Origin of the sequence: Aneurinibacillus aneurinilyticus ATCC 12856 (assembly GCF_000466385.1) — a bacterium.
Lineage (GTDB): Bacteria > Bacillota > Bacilli > Aneurinibacillales > Aneurinibacillaceae > Aneurinibacillus > Aneurinibacillus aneurinilyticus.
Genome location: NZ_KE952658.1, coordinates 1 through 17,084, shown reverse-complemented (window position 1 = coordinate 17,084; position 17,084 = coordinate 1). Strand labels below are relative to the sequence as shown.

Annotated in this window: 18 protein-coding genes; 6 read left to right on the top strand and 12 right to left on the bottom strand. The window is 45.8% G+C overall.

What is annotated here, in order from left to right; genetic code table 11:
- Positions 1-25 precede the first annotated feature (25 nt).
- Genes HMPREF0083_RS00770 through HMPREF0083_RS00760 form a run of 3 tightly spaced genes read right to left on the bottom strand, consistent with a single transcriptional unit; the run spans position 26 to position 2,341 of the window.
- Positions 26-763 carry an amino acid ABC transporter ATP-binding protein gene (locus HMPREF0083_RS00770; RefSeq protein WP_021618990.1) on the bottom strand — a complete coding sequence of 246 codons (738 nt, stop codon included), beginning with the start codon at positions 761-763 and terminating at the stop codon, positions 26-28.
- Complete coding sequence (locus tag HMPREF0083_RS00765; RefSeq protein WP_021618989.1) at positions 760-1,464, bottom strand: amino acid ABC transporter permease; 705 nt, start codon at positions 1,462-1,464, stop codon at positions 760-762. The genes HMPREF0083_RS00770 and HMPREF0083_RS00765 overlap by 4 nt, the downstream gene beginning before the upstream one ends.
- 52 nt (positions 1,465-1,516) lie before the next feature.
- Positions 1,517-2,341, bottom strand: coding sequence for a transporter substrate-binding domain-containing protein (locus tag HMPREF0083_RS00760; RefSeq protein WP_040301016.1), 825 nt, complete (start codon positions 2,339-2,341; stop codon positions 1,517-1,519).
- A gap of 307 nt (positions 2,342-2,648) precedes the next feature.
- On the opposite strand from HMPREF0083_RS00760, the gene HMPREF0083_RS00755 reads away from it, so the two are divergent.
- The gene (locus HMPREF0083_RS00755) at positions 2,649-4,298 is read left to right on the top strand and encodes a M20/M25/M40 family metallo-hydrolase (RefSeq protein ID WP_040301015.1); all 1,650 of its coding nucleotides are present in this window, start codon (positions 2,649-2,651) and stop codon (positions 4,296-4,298) included.
- Positions 4,299-4,372: 74 nt separating this feature from the next.
- On the opposite strand, the gene HMPREF0083_RS00750 is transcribed toward HMPREF0083_RS00755, so the two are convergent.
- The gene (locus tag HMPREF0083_RS00750; protein WP_021618985.1) at positions 4,373-4,654 is read right to left on the bottom strand and encodes a hypothetical protein; all 282 of its coding nucleotides are present in this window, start codon (positions 4,652-4,654) and stop codon (positions 4,373-4,375) included.
- Positions 4,655-4,679: 25 nt separating this feature from the next.
- Entirely contained in the window at positions 4,680-5,960 is a 1,281-nt protein-coding gene (locus HMPREF0083_RS00745; RefSeq protein WP_021618984.1) for an ArsB/NhaD family transporter, read from the bottom strand.
- A 248-nt stretch (positions 5,961-6,208) separates the two neighbouring features.
- On the opposite strand from HMPREF0083_RS00745, the gene HMPREF0083_RS00740 reads away from it, so the two are divergent.
- Entirely contained in the window at positions 6,209-6,973 is a 765-nt protein-coding gene (locus tag HMPREF0083_RS00740; protein ID WP_021618983.1) for a TSUP family transporter, read from the top strand.
- Here HMPREF0083_RS00740 and HMPREF0083_RS00735 read toward each other — a convergent pair.
- Together HMPREF0083_RS00735 and HMPREF0083_RS00730 are read right to left on the bottom strand one after the other, a co-directional pair.
- Positions 6,970-8,193 (bottom strand): M14 family metallopeptidase, encoded by a 1,224-nt coding sequence (locus HMPREF0083_RS00735; RefSeq protein WP_021618982.1) that lies wholly within the window; start codon positions 8,191-8,193, stop codon positions 6,970-6,972. The genes HMPREF0083_RS00740 and HMPREF0083_RS00735 overlap by 4 nt on opposite strands.
- Before the next feature lie 15 nt (positions 8,194-8,208).
- Positions 8,209-8,472, bottom strand: coding sequence for a YqhV family protein (locus HMPREF0083_RS00730; protein WP_021618981.1), 264 nt, complete (start codon positions 8,470-8,472; stop codon positions 8,209-8,211).
- Between the two features lie 130 nt (positions 8,473-8,602).
- On the opposite strand from HMPREF0083_RS00730, the gene HMPREF0083_RS00725 reads away from it, so the two are divergent.
- The 4 genes from HMPREF0083_RS00725 to hemY all read left to right on the top strand — a co-directional run bounded on the left by HMPREF0083_RS00725 (position 8,603) and on the right by hemY (position 12,969).
- The gene (locus HMPREF0083_RS00725) at positions 8,603-9,352 is read left to right on the top strand and encodes a 2-phosphosulfolactate phosphatase (RefSeq protein ID WP_021618980.1); all 750 of its coding nucleotides are present in this window, start codon (positions 8,603-8,605) and stop codon (positions 9,350-9,352) included.
- A gap of 179 nt (positions 9,353-9,531) precedes the next feature.
- A complete protein-coding gene (hemE, locus tag HMPREF0083_RS00720; protein ID WP_040301014.1) occupies positions 9,532-10,569 on the top strand; it encodes a uroporphyrinogen decarboxylase in 1,038 nt (345 codons plus the stop codon).
- A 24-nt stretch (positions 10,570-10,593) separates the two neighbouring features.
- Positions 10,594-11,529 carry a ferrochelatase gene (gene hemH / locus HMPREF0083_RS00715; protein ID WP_040301013.1) on the top strand — a complete coding sequence of 312 codons (936 nt, stop codon included), beginning with the start codon at positions 10,594-10,596 and terminating at the stop codon, positions 11,527-11,529.
- Between the two features lie 6 nt (positions 11,530-11,535).
- Positions 11,536-12,969, top strand: coding sequence for a protoporphyrinogen oxidase (hemY, locus tag HMPREF0083_RS00710; RefSeq protein ID WP_021618977.1), 1,434 nt, complete (start codon positions 11,536-11,538; stop codon positions 12,967-12,969).
- A gap of 66 nt (positions 12,970-13,035) precedes the next feature.
- Here hemY and HMPREF0083_RS00705 read toward each other — a convergent pair whose 3' ends face one another.
- The 5 genes from HMPREF0083_RS00705 to HMPREF0083_RS28930 form a co-directional block, all read right to left on the bottom strand.
- Complete coding sequence (locus HMPREF0083_RS00705) at positions 13,036-13,227, bottom strand: alpha/beta-type small acid-soluble spore protein (RefSeq protein WP_021618976.1); 192 nt, start codon at positions 13,225-13,227, stop codon at positions 13,036-13,038.
- Between the two features lie 203 nt (positions 13,228-13,430).
- Positions 13,431-14,855 carry an aspartate ammonia-lyase gene (gene aspA, locus HMPREF0083_RS00700; RefSeq protein ID WP_040301012.1) on the bottom strand — a complete coding sequence of 475 codons (1,425 nt, stop codon included), beginning with the start codon at positions 14,853-14,855 and terminating at the stop codon, positions 13,431-13,433.
- 39 nt (positions 14,856-14,894) lie between these two features.
- Positions 14,895-16,211 (bottom strand): anaerobic C4-dicarboxylate transporter family protein, encoded by a 1,317-nt coding sequence (locus tag HMPREF0083_RS00695; RefSeq protein WP_021618974.1) that lies wholly within the window; start codon positions 16,209-16,211, stop codon positions 14,895-14,897.
- Between the two features lie 205 nt (positions 16,212-16,416).
- Positions 16,417-16,692 (bottom strand): hypothetical protein, encoded by a 276-nt coding sequence (locus tag HMPREF0083_RS00690; RefSeq protein WP_040301011.1) that lies wholly within the window; start codon positions 16,690-16,692, stop codon positions 16,417-16,419.
- 154 nt (positions 16,693-16,846) lie between these two features.
- On the bottom strand, positions 16,847-17,084 hold a 238-nt coding region (locus tag HMPREF0083_RS28930), incomplete at its 5' end, for a hypothetical protein (protein ID WP_209421069.1).

The following is a 17,084-nucleotide window of genomic DNA, read 5'->3' as shown; positions in this document are numbered from 1 at the left end:
CCAACCACACTCCCCTGTCAAAATATCAAGTGTAGTTTATATTGACGATTTGTTTAAGAAATCGCTGGGTTCTCTCATGCTTCGGAGATGTAAAAATATCTTTTGGATGCCCTTCTTCTACGATTACGCCGTCCGCCAGCATGACAACCCGGTCGGCCACTTCTCTCGCAAAGCCCATCTCATGCGTGACGACTACCATCGTCATCCCTTCTTTTGCTAGCTCTTTCATTACTTGTAATACCTCTCCCACCAGCTCGGGATCAAGGGCAGAGGTCGGTTCATCGAAAAGCATGACTTTCGGCTCCATCGCCAGGGCCCGTGCGATCGCTACCCGCTGCTTTTGCCCGCCGGATAGCTGTTCCGGGTAGACATTCGCCTTATCAGCAAGACCAACCTTCATCAATAGCTCCATCGCTTTTTGTTTGGCTGCCGATTTATTTGCCTTTCGGACGTGGACTGGGGCTTCGATTACATTTTCCAGTACTGACATATGAGGAAACAGGTTAAAGTGCTGAAATACCATTCCGACTTCCTGTCTGACATGGTTTAGATTGTTTTTCTGCGGATGAATCTTCTCGCCTTCAATCTTGATATCTCCACTATCGGCAATTTCGAGGAAGTTTAAGCATCGAAGCAACGTACTCTTGCCTGAGCCGCTCGCCCCGATTAAGACGACAACCTCACTTTTGTCGATTTCCATGCTGATATCCTTTAATACCTGCAATTCTCCGAATGATTTGGTCAGGTTTTTGATTTGAATCATACGGCTCTCACCTCGCCCTGTGATTTTTTCGTTTTGCTCCTTCCTGTATCCAGCTTGGCTTCGACTTTATTTAGAATCAAAGTGAAGATAAAGACAAGAATAAGATAATAGACGCCTACGACGAAATACGTCTCAAAAGGCATATAATTCTCGCCCTGCACAGAAAGGGCTGTATTGAACAATTCGGTGACCGCTATATATGCTACCAGAGCTGAATCCTTTAAACCGATAATGAATTGGTTTCCCAATGGCGGGATTGCTCTTTTGAGCGCCTGTGGAAAAATGATTCGTCTCATAGCGAGCGAGTATGGCATTCCTAGCGAACGGGCAGCCTCCATCTGCCCCCTATCGATGGATTGGATGGCTCCTCGGAAAATCTCTGCAATATAGGCTCCCGAATGAATGCCAAGCGCTAGGGCACCGGCAGTAAAGTCGCTTAGCGTCACAAGGTTTGAAATCCCATAGTATAAAAACATTAGCTGTACGATAAGCGGAGTTCCGCGAATTAAAATAATATAGATATCCGCAATTTTTTGCAGCACAATATTGCCTGAAATCTTAAAAAAAGCGAAAATAAGTCCAATAATCGTGGCAAAGACAAGCGATACGGCTGTTATTTCTATCGTAATCCACGAGGCCTGCAAAAAAGCAAGACCATGCGTTTGAAAAATTTGCGTAATGTTTTGAAAGAAAGTGCCCATCCCTTCCCCTCCTCTTGGAAAAAATAATGCGCTGACAAGCAGCGCACCGTACTTATTTCAATATGTTTCGGTTGAACCACTTCATGCTGATTTTCTCGTATGTGCCATCCTTAATCATGTCTGCAAGCGCCTTATTCATCTGATTTAACAGCTCCGTGTTGCCTTTGTTGACGGCCATACCGATTTTATCTTCATATAATAGCTCACCCACTGTTTTAAGCTTTACATTCTGTTCGTTGATCGCGTTAATGCCGACCATCTTGTCTGTAATGACCGCATCCAGGCGCCCTGGAGGCAGATCTTGCAGCGCATAGACGTCACTCGGAAAACTTTTGACTTTCGATGTATATTTTGCCGCCAGGTCCTTGAACGTACTGGATTGTACCACACCGATCGTTTTATCTTTCAGATCTTCTTTAGAGGTAATCGTATTGTTCGATTCAGATACGAAGATTTGGGCACCCGAGATGTAATACGGATCCGTAAAGTCGACCTGGGCGGCGCGTTCTGGAGTAATGGACATGCTGCCGATGATCGCATCATATTTATTTCCTTTCAGCCCCTGAATAATCGTTTCCCACGGGTTTGTGACAGGCTTTGGCTTAAGTCCCATTCTCTTGGCGATTTCATTACCGATTTCTACATCAAATCCGGTAAGTTGTCCGTCTTTTTTAAAATTGAAGGGCTTGTACAAGCCGCTTGAAGCAAATGATAGAGTTCCTTCTTCTATCAATTTTAATTTGGCTTCCTGAGCTTTGTTGCTTTCTGTAGGCTTGTTCGCCGTTTCTTTTGTTCCCTGTGAAGATGAACAGCCTACCAAAAGCAACGTAATAAGCAAGCCAACTGTCGCTAGCATTCCCCATACCTTCTTCAAAATGTAACCCCCTTTATATATATCTTTTATTCATTCTATTTTACACAAAAGATATAAAATTTAGAATAATATAAATAGATAAAAATATGATTCTTTTTTTATACATGATGTATAAAAATTTTTTCTTTACAATCTTTTCTTGCTTTCTTTATCTATCCGGGATTATAAAGAATAGATACGGTTCCCTTTTATCCCGATCCAATGAATAGCAAGCCCCTGATAAGTGCAACAAACCATCAGTGGGAGAAAAAAAGCTCCCGCCCAATAGATGTTGTGCTTTACTTTTCCTATGAAGGAGTGGATGTTTCCTATGCTACCTTGCTACGAAGACGTACTTTCATTAACCAAAAAACTCGTCCACACGGAAAGTATCGTCAATACGGAAGGAGAACAGCTTCTTGCAGAACAATTATATGACATGCTAAAGACATGGACATACTTTAACAGGCATCCTGAGCAAGTGCGATGCGTCCAAACGGTAAACGATACGATCAGGCGCTCCAATGTCCTGGCATGCATCCGTGGTACAAAAGCGGAAAGTGCCCGTACAGTGATTCTAATGGGGCATATTGATACGGTAGGCATTGATGATTTTGGACATCTAAAGGAGAAAGCCTGCCACCCGGATGAACTAAAGGAAGCCCTCACGGATGAGTCCCTTCCGCCTGCCATTCGGCAGCAACTCGATTCCGGCGATTGGATGTTCGGTCGCGGCGTTCTTGATATGAAAAGCGGGGTTGCCAGCAATCTCTATCTGCTTCGCTACTATGCGGAACATCCGGAGGAATTGGCCGGAAATCTCGTACTAGTAGCAGAATGTGATGAGGAAGACAGCTCGCACGGTATTTTGTCTGCACTGTATCCGTTGCAGGAGTGGAAAGAGCAATACGGCTTCGAATACGTGGCGGCCATCAACTCCGATCTGGTCTCCCCACGTTATGAAGGCGATGAAAACCGCTATGTATACAAAGGCACCGTAGGCAAGCTACTACCATCCTTTTTCATTACAGGTGCGGAAACACATGTAGGCGCTTGCTTTGAAGGGCTTGATCCGAACTTTATCGCCTCAGAGCTGACGCGGCGCATCAATTACAATCCGGAATTATCCGATGAAGCGTATGGGGAAAGCACTGCACCGCCAGTCTCGCTGAAGCAGATGGACCTGAAGCCTTCCTATACGGTACAGACCGCGCTTGCAGCTTATGTCTACTATAATTTTCTTGTTCATTCCTGGTCACCCAAAGAAGTACTGGAAAAGCTGAAGGAACAGGCGCACCTTGCTTTTGATAGCGCTCTGCAGCTCTTCGAAGAACGGTACCGCGCCCATTGCGCACGCAGTGGTGAGCCTTATCAGGAAATTCCGTGGACAAGCCGCGTGTATACATACGCAGAAATGAACGAGCTTCTTATGAATGACTGGGGTGATGCATATACCGAGCATATGAAAGTATACATGCATGAGCTGCTGGCGGACACAAGTCTGGATAGCCGGATGTATGCCGCGCGTGTCGTCGAAGAGGCGTGGAAATGGATGAAAGATAAGCGTCCGGCGATTATCGTTTTTTATTCTTCCATCTATTCGCCGCGCGTAGAGCTGACAGATAGGACGAAGAACGAGCGGGACCTAAGCCTGGCGCTCGAACAGGCGGTAGCCTATGTACAGCCGCATTATGAACATCCGATTCAAATCAGACATTTCTTCCCCTACATTTCCGATATGAGCTTCGTGGCGCTTAGCGACGATGAAGAAAGCATACGAAGTGAAGCGGATAATAATCCGGCTTTTGGACAAAAGTACAGTGTGGATTATGATGCGATTCGCAATCTCAACGTACCGGTCATTAATGTTGGGCCATACGGCTATGATGCGCACAAAAAATATGAGCGTATTGAAATGAAATTCTCGCTGGAGATTGTGCCCAACATTACGAATCAGATTATCTGCTCGCTACTTGCATAACCGCTACGCCTGAACGAACTAAAACAAAAGAGGTCCGGTAAGCCATGACAGCTTGCCGGACCCTTTCTTTTTTCTTATTCTTCCCATTCCAAGCTTAATAAAATTTTATGCTTAAACAAACCTAAAAGAAAACCAATATAATAATCCGCACGCACAATGACATGATACTCATTATGCTGATGTGTATAGAATAACGCATCGGTATGCACCGTATCCTTGGAGAAATACGTACGAACCTTATGCAGCTCAGGCAAGTATTTATCCGGATTTTTCACTTTAATAATAAATTCTTTATCCTGATCATTTTCCCTTTCCTGAATATCCAAACCATCCCGATCATATTCGTAACGAATCATCCCATCTCTCCTCCTGTATCCATCCTTACATTAAATAGCGCAAATACACATATACAGTCGAAATAATAATCGACAAAATCATCAACGGAAAGCCGATGAACAGAAACTTCACAAATGAAATATGGTGGCCTTCTTTACCAGCCATTCCAGCTACGATAACATTAGCGCTAGCGCCAATCAGCGTACCATTTCCGCCAAGACATGCCCCAAGAGCGAGCGACCACCAGAGCGGCTCAAGATCAGTAAGACCGATTTTACCCATCTCCTGAATCATCGGGATCATCGTAGCAACAAACGGAATATTATCGACAAAAGCAGAAGCAATCGCGCTCATCCACAAAATAAGCATGGCCGTAGCCGTCAAATCTCCGCCTGTTAATGTGATTGCTTCCTGCGCCAATTTGGCAATAACTCCAGTCTCAACCAGACCGGATACAAGCACGAATAGACCAACGAAAAAGAAGATGGTTGTCCATTCCACACGGGTCAAGGCATCCTCAAGATAATGCTCCCCTGTCAGGAGCAATAATAGAAATGCACCGGTCAGCGCAACGGTCGCTGACTCGATATGCAACGCCTGATGGGCGAAGAATCCGGCAATGGTCAGCGCCAGAATAAATAGGCATTTCTTCAGCAGCGTTGGGTCCGATAGCTCGTCTTCGGCGCTCATCTGCATCAGTTCCTGCTGTAGCTCAGGCGTTGTTTTCAATTGCTTGCGGTACCAAAAAGCAAGAATACCAACAGTAACGGCCAGGATGACGATAATAATCGGTGCCAGATTAAAAATAAAAGCGGCAAAAGTCAACTCTTTGACTGCGCTTCCAATCATAATGTTCGGCGGATCTCCGATTAGCGTAGCCGTTCCCCCTATATTGGAAGTCAAAATCTGCGTCAACAGGTATGGCATCGGCGATACCCGAAGCTGGCGTGTAATACTGAATGTTACCGGCACCATGAGCAGCACCGTCGTTACATTGTCAAGAAAAGCGGAAGCAAAAGCGGTAATAAGTCCCAACGCAACAAGAATGCGTATCGGGTCGCCCTTGGCTTTCTTGGCCGCCCAAATCGCTATGTACTTAAACAATCCGGTCTGGGCTGTAACCGTAACGATAATCATCATCCCGGTCAACAGTCCTAACGTATTGAAATCGATATGATGCAGGGCCGTTTCCTGATTTACAATACCGAATGCGATCATTAGTGCGGCACCGAGCATAGCCACAATCGTGCGATGGATTTTCTCCGAAATAATGAGCGCATACGTAATTAAGAAAATAATTATGGCGTAAATCGCTTGCTGTTCCATACATTCCTCCCAAACCTTACATGACAGCTTTTACTTACTTTAACTAAGTTTATATTATACTCTATATACCTTGTAGAATAAACGGCATTTCTTTCGAAAAAGAAATAGTATTAAAAAAAGAGGAAACAGTCGTTATTATCTAACTACTGTTCTCCTGCTGCTCTTCTTTCTTTTTTTCATAATTTATCTGTAAAGTATAGTATAGTAGAGTATAGCTTTTATTCTATGTCATTATTCGGAGGGGTAATATGGAGCACATCAGTATAGACATGCTGCTATTTGTTATGGCTGCAGGTTTCCTGGCCTCGTTTATTGATTCGGTCGTTGGCGGCGGAGGTCTGATTTCAATCCCGGCTCTGCTGTTGACCGGTCTTCCTTCTACGGTGGTACTTGGGACAAATAAGCTGGCCAGCACCATGTCTTCATGCACGAGTACGATTTCATTTATGCGTTCAGGTAAAATCAATCTGCGGATGGTAGGGTGGCTATTTCCGCTCTCGCTTATCGGTTCTGCCCTAGGCGCCTATACAGTAACGAAGGTTCCGCCTGAATTCCTCAAACCGCTTGTCGTTGTTTTGCTAATTCTGGTCACGATTTATACACTCTTCAAGAAAAATTGGGGCAGCGAATCTACATATAAAGGCGCAACGAAGAGGATTGTATTTTTCGCTATCATGACCGCACTTATCATCGGTTTTTATGACGGATTTTTCGGCCCCGGAACAGGGTCGTTTCTTTTGTTTGCATTTCTTCTCATGGGATTCGATTTCGTCGGTGCTGCCGGGAACGCCAAGGTGCTTAACTTCGCTAGCAACATTGCGGGCCTTGCCATGTTCATGGTCTTGGGCGCTGTAAATTATGAATACGGAATTCCGATGGGCATTGCGATGGTGGCAGGCGCATTACTCGGATCGCAGGTAGCTATCCGCAAAGGCGCAAGCTATGTAAAACCGCTCTTTGTCAGTGTGACTGCACTGCTCATCGGAAAACAGCTATGGGATATGATGCATTAGACGTCCATATATCGTTCAAACAACAGGGGCGCTTCCAGTAGAATTCCCTGATTCTGATTATAAATCGAATCGAATTGCGCAACTGGTACAGGATTTACACCCACTCCCACCTCAATGGTGTAACCGGGACGACGGCGTTCTTGAATAAACCAATCTTTATAGCCAGCAAAACTGTCTGCCGTATGCACCGGGGTATACGTACTCAGTATCTGCATTCGGCGGACAATTTCCTCGCTACCGGCAGGCTCCATATGCTGAAATCCCCAGAAAATTACTTGTCCTTGCGAATGATACGCCAACACCCCCATAAAATCATGATTCTTCGTAAACTCATACACTGCATATGCTTCTGGCTCAGACAGCGGATACGGGCCGCCATAATGGCGGGGAAACGGAGCTTGTGGGCTTGTTTTCGCCTCTTCCTCCCATAACGCCGGCCACTGGTGATTCAAATCGACGCCCCGTATATTAGCGGTCCATCCTGTAAAATTATCGGAACCGTTGTTAATCGACAACACTTCATGGTAGTACGGATGAGCATAATCGATGCCAAGCGCCGAGAGTTCTACACCGTCCGGATTTACCATAGGTACAATCCAAATGCTGAATTGATCCCATATCTCTTCGATATCATATCCCCGAAGCTTTTCTTTCTCGGCATAGGCCTGCGCCATATCTTCCACGAATTTCATTAACACGGACGCAGTTATCCATTCATTGGCATGCCATGCCCCACTATAGAATACCTCCTTCCGTCCGCTTCCCAGCCGAATCGCCTGCAACGGTTTTCCCGCGACAGAATAACCAATCGTTTCCATCTGTAAAAACGGATATCTTTCCTGCAATGCCGCCGCATCCCTCGCCAGATCATACGGTGTATATTCCTCGTTTGTATGAACAATTCCGTCCATGCGAGCAGGCGGAATCATAAGCGCCATTCCAGTCCCAAGCATCTCTTCCTGTGCAATGCTTCCAAGCCAGGGATTTGCCGTTCGCAATTCTTGCAGTGATACGCTGAATGTGCGTGCAATACAATAAAGGGTATCACCTGCCTGCGTTTCGTAGGCGGATAACGCGTCAGGTACGACCACGACCTGTCCGGGAATCAAATATTTCTTGCGTTCAAGCGATGGATTAGCACCTAATATCCCCATAGCACTAGTACCAAAACGATTCGCGATTTTGATAAGCGTATCTCCCTTTTGAACCACATATCGCATATATGCGTCCCCTCTCTATTTGCGTACTCCGATTAAAATACAGGTCACACCGATGAGGATCCATAGAATTTTTGCCAGGCTTATTCGATCAGCCATACCCATAAGGCCAATCATCGTCGTCAGCAGAAGAACCGGAGGCCCAACCAATGCTAAACTAGAATTAATTAATAGTGCTTTTTCTACTTCATTCACTTTAATAATCATAAGTGCAGCCAGAACCTCCAGCGAACCTGACAAAAGGCGTAACGTTGCCATGCCGATAATTGCTTTTTCCAGCACACGTATCCCCTCCCCTCTCTTTCAACGTATGCATGTACAGATCGGAATATATCTTCAGAGGGGAACGCCCATATTTCATTCGGCATAATATGAATTCAGAAAACCCGAGGGATGAGAGGAAGAGGGAATCATGAGGATTGAAGTCGTGCAAACAGTAGAGGAAATCCGGCAGGAGCAAATCGCCGGGCGCACGGTTATTGTGATTGATGTGCTGAAAGCGGGGAGCACGATCGTAGCTGCGCTCAACTGTGGCTTTGCCTCCGTTCTTCCCGTGGAAACGATCGGGCAGGCGCAAGCTATACGCTCACAGAACATCGTATGCGCTGGAGAAAGGCACGGAAAAAAAGTAGCTGAATTCGAATACAGCAATTCACCTACAGCATTCCGCATTCCGCATGGAGTCGGCAAGCAGCTTGTACTGACAACAACCGACGGTACAATCGCCATCAGCAAAGCGGCCCGTGCCGCACATGTGCTTATTGGCTGTTTTCTTAATGCTGATGCATGTATCAGGGAGGCCATCAGACGTCAGCTGGACATTACGCTGTACTGCGCGGGTACTCGCCACGAGTTTGCACTTGAAGACGGATTGGCCGCCGGTATGATGGTTCATCTCGCACGCCACCTCGTACCGACAAGCAGAGTCTGTGACCTGGGTAAAGCGCTTGAAGCAAGCTACTTACAGCTCGGAAAATTATTGCCTAATCTCTTGCTGGAGACAGCGACAGGAAAACGTCTTGCCCAGCAGCATGGGGAAGAGGACATACTATATTGCGGACGACTTAATGAAGTCGATATCGTTCCGATACTTATCAACAAAAAGCTAGTTAATGCTACATCTGCCAAGTCTGGCGGCAAGCCGCGAACGCCGGAAGCATAATCACAATATAGCATGCAGCGTGAATTATCGCCGAACCGGCATCATCACGTTAAATGAATTTTCCTCTTGAAGAATACTTGTCACAATAACTCCTTACCTTTTAAAAGCAAGATATGCTATCGTACAATAGGGAAGGTTTTTATCGTTTTTATGTTTATCGAAAGGAAAGGTGTGGCAAAATGAGCACAAAGCCATTTAATGATAACTTTCTAAAAGCCTGTCGTGGCGAAGCACACGATCATGTGCCTGCATGGTACATGAGGCAAGCAGGCCGCTATCAGCCGGAATACCGGAAGATTCGTGAGAAATATTCACTGTTCGAGATTACGCACCGCCCGGAAGTATGTGCGGAGGTCACCATGCTTCCTATCCAGCAATTAGATGTGGACGCTGCGATTTTGTTCGCCGATATTATGACGCCAATGCCTGCGATGGGCATTCATGTCGAGATTAAATCGAACATCGGCCCTGTTATCGACAATCCGATTACGTGTAAGGAAGATGTAGAAAAGCTGCAACCGCTTCATCCGTCAGAAGACGTGCCATATATTCTTGATACGATTAAGCTACTGCGCGAGCAACTGTCGGTGCCGCTCATCGGATTTGCAGGCGCTCCGTTTACGCTGGCTAGCTACTTAATCGAAGGCGGACCATCACGTAATTATTATAAAACAAAAGCATTCATGCACTCGAACCCTGAAGCATGGCACCTTTTAATGGATAGGCTGGGAGAGATGACGGTAACATATCTGCAAGCACAAATCCATGCCGGTGCACAGGCCGTTCAAGTATTCGATTCATGGGTAGGCACACTGAATGCACAGGATTATAAAACATTTGTGGCTCCTGTAATGAATCATATCTTCTCTGCACTGGAAAAGGAAAACGCGCCAAAAATTATGTTCGGAGTGGGAGCGGGCCACCTGCTTCAGGAATGGAACAAGCTGCCGCTTGATGTAATCGGACTTGATTGGCGCACAAGCATCACGCAAGCCCGTCAGCAAGGTGTTAGCAAAACCGTACAGGGCAATCTTGATCCGGGTCTTCTGTTGGCAGACTGGCCGGAATTGGAGAAAAAAGCAAAGGAAATTCTGGATGAAGGCATGGAAACACCTGGCTTCATTTTCAATCTTGGGCATGGAGTATATCCGCAGGTAAAGGTTGAAACCCTGCAACGCCTCACCGCATTCATTCACGACTATTCAGCGAAAAAATAACGCAAAAAAAAGCGGGGTATAAGAATGACGACAAATCGTATGGGACTTCTCGTAATGGCTTACGGTACACCGCGTAGCACCGAGGAAATCGAGCCATATTATACTCATATCCGCCGCGGTCGCACACCGACGCCGGAACTGCTGCAAGAATTAACTGATCGCTACGAGAAAATCGGAGGAATTTCCCCGCTCGCCCGCATTACGGAAGAGCAGGCATCCGCCCTTGAAGCCAAGCTTAATCACATGCAGGACAAATATGAGTTCAAAGCATATCTTGGCCTGAAGCATATAGAGCCCTTTATTGAAGACGGTATACGGCACATGAACGCAGACGGCATCGAGGAGGCTGTCAGTATCGTACTGGCCCCTCATTACTCAACATTCAGCGCAAAGTCGTATAATGGACGTGCCCTTGAGGAAAGCAAAAAAGCAGGTGGCCCAACTCTTTATTCTATCGATAGTTGGCATGAAGAACCGGCATTCATCCGCTATTGGGCAGAGCAGCTACAGGAAACATTTGCGTCGATTTCGGAAACGGAACAAGCGAAAACAATCGTTATTTTCTCGGCGCACAGTTTGCCGGAAAAGATTGCACAAATGAACGATCCGTATCCGCAGCAAATCGCTGACAATGCACGCATGATTGCGGAAATGGCGAACATACCACATTATACGACGGCCTGGCAAAGCGCGGGGCGCACGCCTGAGCCATGGCTTGGGCCAGATGTATTGGACAGGATACGCGAACTGTACGAAGCAGGATATACGACGATGATATTTTGTCCGATTGGTTTCGTCTCCGATCATCTTGAAGTGCTATACGACAATGATTATGAGTGCAAAAACCTGGCCGATGAGCTGGGCATTCATTATTTCCGTCCGCCGATGCCCAATACACATGAAATGTTCATCGAAGCGCTGGCATCTGCTGTCTTTAAGAAGCTAGAAGAAAGAAAGTGATGAACCATGAGCACGCACGCTCTTACAGTCGCGATTGTCGGTGGCGGTATCACCGGGCTGACAACCGCATATTATCTGCAAAAAGCAATCCAGGAACAAAAGCTCCCTATCAGGTATGTCTTACTGGAGTCGTCTGAACGATTAGGCGGGCAAATACAGACCGATTATACGAACGGCTTTGTCATTGAACGAGGCCCGGACTCTTTTCTGGCCCGGAAAACAAGCGCAGCTCGTCTTGCAAAAGAAGTAGGTCTTGAAAACGAACTGGTACGCAATCAAACGGGGCAAGCGTATATTCTCAACAACGATCAGCTGTATCCAATCCCGGGCGGCGCTATCATGGGAATCCCAACCAAGCTGGCACCATTTGTGACAACCTCACTGTTCTCCCCAGCAGGAAAGCTTCGGGCAGCGCTTGATCTCGTTTTACCTCGCGGCGAACAGGAGGAGGGTGATCGTTCTCTCGGTGAGTTTTTCCGTCATCGTCTTGGCAATGAAGTAGTCGAAAATTTAATTGAACCGCTACTGTCCGGCGTGTATGCGGGAAATATCGATGATTTAAGCCTCATGTCAACCTTTCCGCAATTCTACCATGTAGAACAAAAATACCGCAGCCTGATTCTCGGTATGCGCTCTACGACGCCAAAACAGCCTAAGGCTGCTGCCGACAAGAAAACACCAAGCGCGTTCCTGACTTTTAGACGCGGCTTGCAATCTCTGGTGGAGGCCATTGAGGAGCGATTAGAACCAGTCTGCGTCCGTAAAAGTACTGCGGTTGAAAACATCTCCAAGACGGATGAAGGGTATGATCTGCAATTGTCCGACGGTACTGTTATGACTGCGGATAGCATCGTACTGACGACGCCAGCCAAAACGACACGTGACACATTGTCAGCCTATCCTTTTATCAACCTTCTAAAAGAGATGCCGACTACATCCGTGGCAACTGTAGCGCTTGCTTTTCCTGAAGCAGCGATTAAACAGGATGTTAACGGAACCGGGTTTATTGTCTCCCGCAATGCGAACTATCATATCACGGCATGTACATGGGTGCACAAAAAATGGCCCCAAACAACGCCGGAAGGAAAGGTGCTTCTACGGTGCTTCGTCGGGCGCGCCGGCGAGGATGCTATCGTATATCAACCGGACGAAGAGATTATTCAAGCGGTGCTGACCGACTTGAATAAAATTATGAAGATTGATCAAAAACCTGAATTTTATCGCATTACCCGCTGGAAACAAATCCGTCCACAGTACGTGGTCGGCCATCAACAGCGGATGGCAAAACTGGAAGGTGAACTGCACGCCCATTTACCTGGCATTTTTCTTGCTGGTGCTCCGTACCATGGAGCCGGACTGCCTGATTGCATCGATCAAGGCGAGGCTGCGGTAAAGGAAGTGCTCAAATTCTTGCATATGCCAGAGGCTATAGCACAATAGCAATAGGATAACAGAAAGCGGCAGACATAAGCAGTCAGCCGCTTTTTTCCATATATATTTAATTTATTATTTGCCACTAAGTTGCTGTTGCGACAATTTCACCAATCGCTTGGTGATTTCACCACCAACGGAACCGTTGGAACGGGCATATGTGTCAGCACCCAATTGCACACCGAATTCAGCCGCGATTTCGTATTTGTACTGATCAAGCACTTGTTCCGCTTGAGGAACAAGCAGTTTGTTCCTGCTTTGTGCCATGCTCTTTCACCTCCTGTTCGAAGTACTGTTAGTGTACGTTGAAGGTGCTGTTTTATTAAACGAACATGTTTCCAAAGCGGGAAAACAGACACAATAAGAAACGTGCATAGGCGTTGCTGCTTTCTTATACGATAAAAAAGAATCCATCAGTCGATGGATTCTCTAGTCATTCTTCTTCTTTTCACCTTTATCCTTCAATGCATCTAATCTTTAAACAACAATGATGCGCCGGCAATACCCGGGTCTGTCATTTCGTATGGATCAAGAATCAAGTCGAGCTCCTCTTCCGTCAACACATTGTAGTACAAGCACAGCTCACGCACAGACTTGCCTGTTAGAATCGCTTCACGAGCGATACGTGCTGCCGTTTCGTATCCAAGATGAGGATTGACAGCCGTAATAACACCTACACTCTTCTCTACGTATTCTTTCAGCTTATCTTCGTTCGCCGTAATTCCTTCAATACAATATTCGCGGAAAACGCGGAAGCCGTTATTCATAATACTAATGGATTGTAGCAGATTAAAGACAAGAACCGGTTCCATTACGTTCAGTTCAAGCTGCCCTGCTTCAGATGCGAGACAAATCGTATTATCATTACCAATAACCTGGAAGGCAATCTGGTTAATAACCTCTGCCATAACCGGATTGACTTTCCCCGGCATAATTGAGGAACCTGGCTGGCGTGCAGGCAATGAGATTTCACTCAGTCCAACACGTGGGCCAGATGCCATCAAACGCAGATCATTTGCCACTTTGGACATGTTCATCATACATACTTTTAATGCAGCGGATACTTCCGTATATGCATCTGTATTCTGCGTTGCGTCAACAAGGTGCTCTGCTCCGACAATCGGGAATCCACTAATGTCAGCAAGATGTCGCACAACGCTCTTAATGTAACGAGGATCAGCATTTAGTCCTGTACCTACTGCAGTCGCCCCCATGTTTACTTCATATAAATGTTGGCGCGATTGTTTAATTCGCTTCATATCGCGATCCAGTACACGTCTGTACGCTTCAAACTCTTGTCCAAGACGAATCGGTACAGCATCCTGAAGGTGAGTTCTACCCATTTTAACCACATGGTCAAACGCCTTTGCTTTCTCAGCGAATGCATCATGCAGCTGCTCCATCGTTACGAGCAACTTATCGAGCATGGAAAGCGTAGCCAGGTGAATAGCTGTCGGAAATGCATCGTTCGTTGACTGCGCCATGTTCACATGTGTATTCGGGCTTAATTGAAAATAGTTCCCCTTCGCTTCCCCAATAATCTCTAAACCACGGTTGGCAATTACTTCATTCGTATTCATATTGATGGACGTACCTGCACCACCCTGAATCGGGTCTACGATAAATTGATCATGCAGCTTGCCGTCGATAATTTCTTGTGCCGCCTGTACGATCGCATTTCCCAGGCGCTGATTAAGCTGACCGGTTTCCATGTTGGCCAGTGCCGCCGCTTTTTTCACGATGGCCATCGCTTTAATGAGCGATTCATGAATGCGATATCCTGTAATTGGAAAGTTTTCCACCGCACGCATCGTCTGTACACCGTAGTAAGCATGAAGCGGAACTTCTTTTTCACCAAGAAAGTCTTTCTCTACACGATATGTTTTGTCTTCCATGTCTGCAAACATCTCCTATATTGTAATGTAAGGCTGTAACTAGAAAAGAAATTGGATTAGCAGAAAACCTATGGCCACAGCAGATACAGTAGATACAAGCCCTGGTATCATAAAGCTATGATTCAGTATGTACTTTCCAATGCGTGTCGTACCTGTGCGGTCAAAATTAATCGCCGCAATTATCGTACCATAATTCGGTATGAAGAAGTAGCCATTGACTGCCGGAAACATGGCGATTAGCGATGAAGCCGGAATGCCAAGGGCGATGCCAAGTGGCATGAGTGCACGAACAGTCGCTGCCTGGCTGTACAAAAGAATAGACAACAGGAACAGCGCAAAAGCGAATAACCATGGTGCGGCAGTAACCATTCCCTTAATCGATCCGCCCAATAAATCCATATTGCCAGCAAAAAATGTATCGCCCATCCAAGCAATTCCGAAGATACCAACAACCGCCTGCGCCCCCGCTATAAATACATTTCCTTTCACTACGTCATCTACATTGACTTTACATAGCAAAATAATGCATGCAGCAGCAGTAAGCATGACGATTTCAATCGCTACCGGCATCGCCATACGTTCGATTTTTCCTGCTATCTCCCATGCCGGACGCAATTCCGGGAAGGTACCTAACAACACAACAGCAAACGCAGCTGCCAGGAATACAAAAACAGATAGCTTGGCCCGACGGTTTACCGGTTGATGCTCCTCCTGCTGGTTAAAAGACGGGACCTGTCCCTCTTCTACCCGGCGCAAATACTCTGGATCTTTATCCAGGTCCTTGCCCATACGGCTGGCAAACACAGCACCGATCATACAGCCAAGAAACGTCGCAGGAATACTCACCATTAGGATGTCAATTAACTGAATATTATATCCAGCTATAAGGCCTAATAGCGCTACTGTAGCTGCCGAAATCGGACTTGCAGTAATCGCTTGCTGCGAGGCGATGACAGCAATAGACATCGGGCGCTCGGGTCGCACACCGGATTCACGCGCCACTTCAGCAATAACCGGCAACACGGAGTACGCCACATGTCCCGTTCCCGCACAAAATGTGAACAAATACGTTACAATAGGGCCCATAAAGGTAATTCGGGATGGGTTCCTGCGCAGCATTTTTTCAGCGAGCTGAACGAGATAATTCATACCTCCCGCTGCCTGAAGCGTACCTGCTGCTGTAATAACGGCAACAATCATCAACATAACATCAATCGGCGGAGCAGTCGGCTGTAGATGAAAGAAAAAAGTTAGAACGGCGAGCCCCACGCCCCCCATTACTCCAAGCCCCACCCCTCCAAGACGTGCACCAATGAAGATACAAATAAGTACAACGAGGAATTCAAGCCAAAACATAATAAGCACCTCTCAATCTAAGAAAAAACAGAAAATTAAGTAATACAGCAATTGATTCTGCAACATTTTCTGCTGCACCTTTATTATAGTTCCGTTATTTTCTTCTGCATGAAGCATTTGTGAAAATATAATGAGCAAACAATCTATTTTTGTTCACAAATAAGCTAATTTCCCCGTAAAAAAACCTGCCCATTATACAGGCAGGTCATCTTTTTAGGCTTGTATGTATTTGCTCTGTTGTCACCGCAACTGAACTCTGATTTAGCTTATCTCCAGCCACTTCATTGTACTGCTGAACTTTTACCGCTCCGAATGCGAATACGGCGAAAAAGACAGCCGAGAGCGCAATCCCAACAATGCTATTTACAAAGCTCCCTTTCTTTCTAAAGATGGAAAGAAGAGAGATGAATGCAAATCCCAGAAACACAATCGTACAAAAAAATCCCATTAAACTAATCGGTCCCCAAATCACCTTTACCACCCCATTTTTCTTCTTTCTACTCTTCCCTTTTCACAATATGAACAGCAAAACAACATTAGTCTTTAACTCATATCGCTTTTTATATCTTTATACCTTAATTATAGGTATATTTACTTAACATACAATAGGTCTTAGTAAGAAAAAAGTGGAGTTTCTATGAATTAGACAATGTATTCTCTTCGTTTCTTGGCGTTTTTCCGCTACAATAAGGTAAAACCTCTATACAATGGGGAGATTTTTTCATTCCCTGCTGATGATTGGTTACACTTATCAGAGTCATAGGGGCAGTTATTCCCCAGATAACATATATGAAGTGAAAAATAACTGCCCGTTGAACCAGGATAAAATATGTATATCGAGGGTGTTGATTATCCAGTATAATCCAAAGTAAA

What these genes read in the sequence shown, in the direction of transcription:
- HMPREF0083_RS00770 (WP_021618990.1), bottom strand. Translation starts at nt 763, where the DNA reads ATGATTCAAATCAAAAACCTGACCAAATCATTCGGAGAATTGCAGGTA.
- HMPREF0083_RS00765 (WP_021618989.1), bottom strand. Translation starts at nt 1,464, where the DNA reads ATGGGCACTTTCTTTCAAAACATTACGCAAATTTTTCAAACGCATGGT.
- HMPREF0083_RS00755 (WP_040301015.1), top strand. Translation starts at nt 2,649, where the DNA reads ATGCTACCTTGCTACGAAGACGTACTTTCATTAACCAAAAAACTCGTC.
- HMPREF0083_RS00750 (WP_021618985.1), bottom strand. Translation starts at nt 4,654, where the DNA reads ATGATTCGTTACGAATATGATCGGGATGGTTTGGATATTCAGGAAAGG.
- HMPREF0083_RS00745 (WP_021618984.1), bottom strand. Translation starts at nt 5,960, where the DNA reads ATGGAACAGCAAGCGATTTACGCCATAATTATTTTCTTAATTACGTAT.
- HMPREF0083_RS00740 (WP_021618983.1), top strand. Translation starts at nt 6,209, where the DNA reads ATGGAGCACATCAGTATAGACATGCTGCTATTTGTTATGGCTGCAGGT.
- HMPREF0083_RS00735 (WP_021618982.1), bottom strand. Translation starts at nt 8,193, where the DNA reads ATGCGATATGTGGTTCAAAAGGGAGATACGCTTATCAAAATCGCGAAT.
- HMPREF0083_RS00725 (WP_021618980.1), top strand. Translation starts at nt 8,603, where the DNA reads ATGAGGATTGAAGTCGTGCAAACAGTAGAGGAAATCCGGCAGGAGCAA.
- hemE (WP_040301014.1), top strand. Translation starts at nt 9,532, where the DNA reads ATGAGCACAAAGCCATTTAATGATAACTTTCTAAAAGCCTGTCGTGGC.
- hemH (WP_040301013.1), top strand. Translation starts at nt 10,594, where the DNA reads ATGACGACAAATCGTATGGGACTTCTCGTAATGGCTTACGGTACACCG.
- hemY (WP_021618977.1), top strand. Translation starts at nt 11,536, where the DNA reads ATGAGCACGCACGCTCTTACAGTCGCGATTGTCGGTGGCGGTATCACC.
- HMPREF0083_RS00705 (WP_021618976.1), bottom strand. Translation starts at nt 13,227, where the DNA reads ATGGCACAAAGCAGGAACAAACTGCTTGTTCCTCAAGCGGAACAAGTG.
- aspA (WP_040301012.1), bottom strand. Translation starts at nt 14,855, where the DNA reads ATGGAAGACAAAACATATCGTGTAGAGAAAGACTTTCTTGGTGAAAAA.
- HMPREF0083_RS00695 (WP_021618974.1), bottom strand. Translation starts at nt 16,211, where the DNA reads ATGTTTTGGCTTGAATTCCTCGTTGTACTTATTTGTATCTTCATTGGT.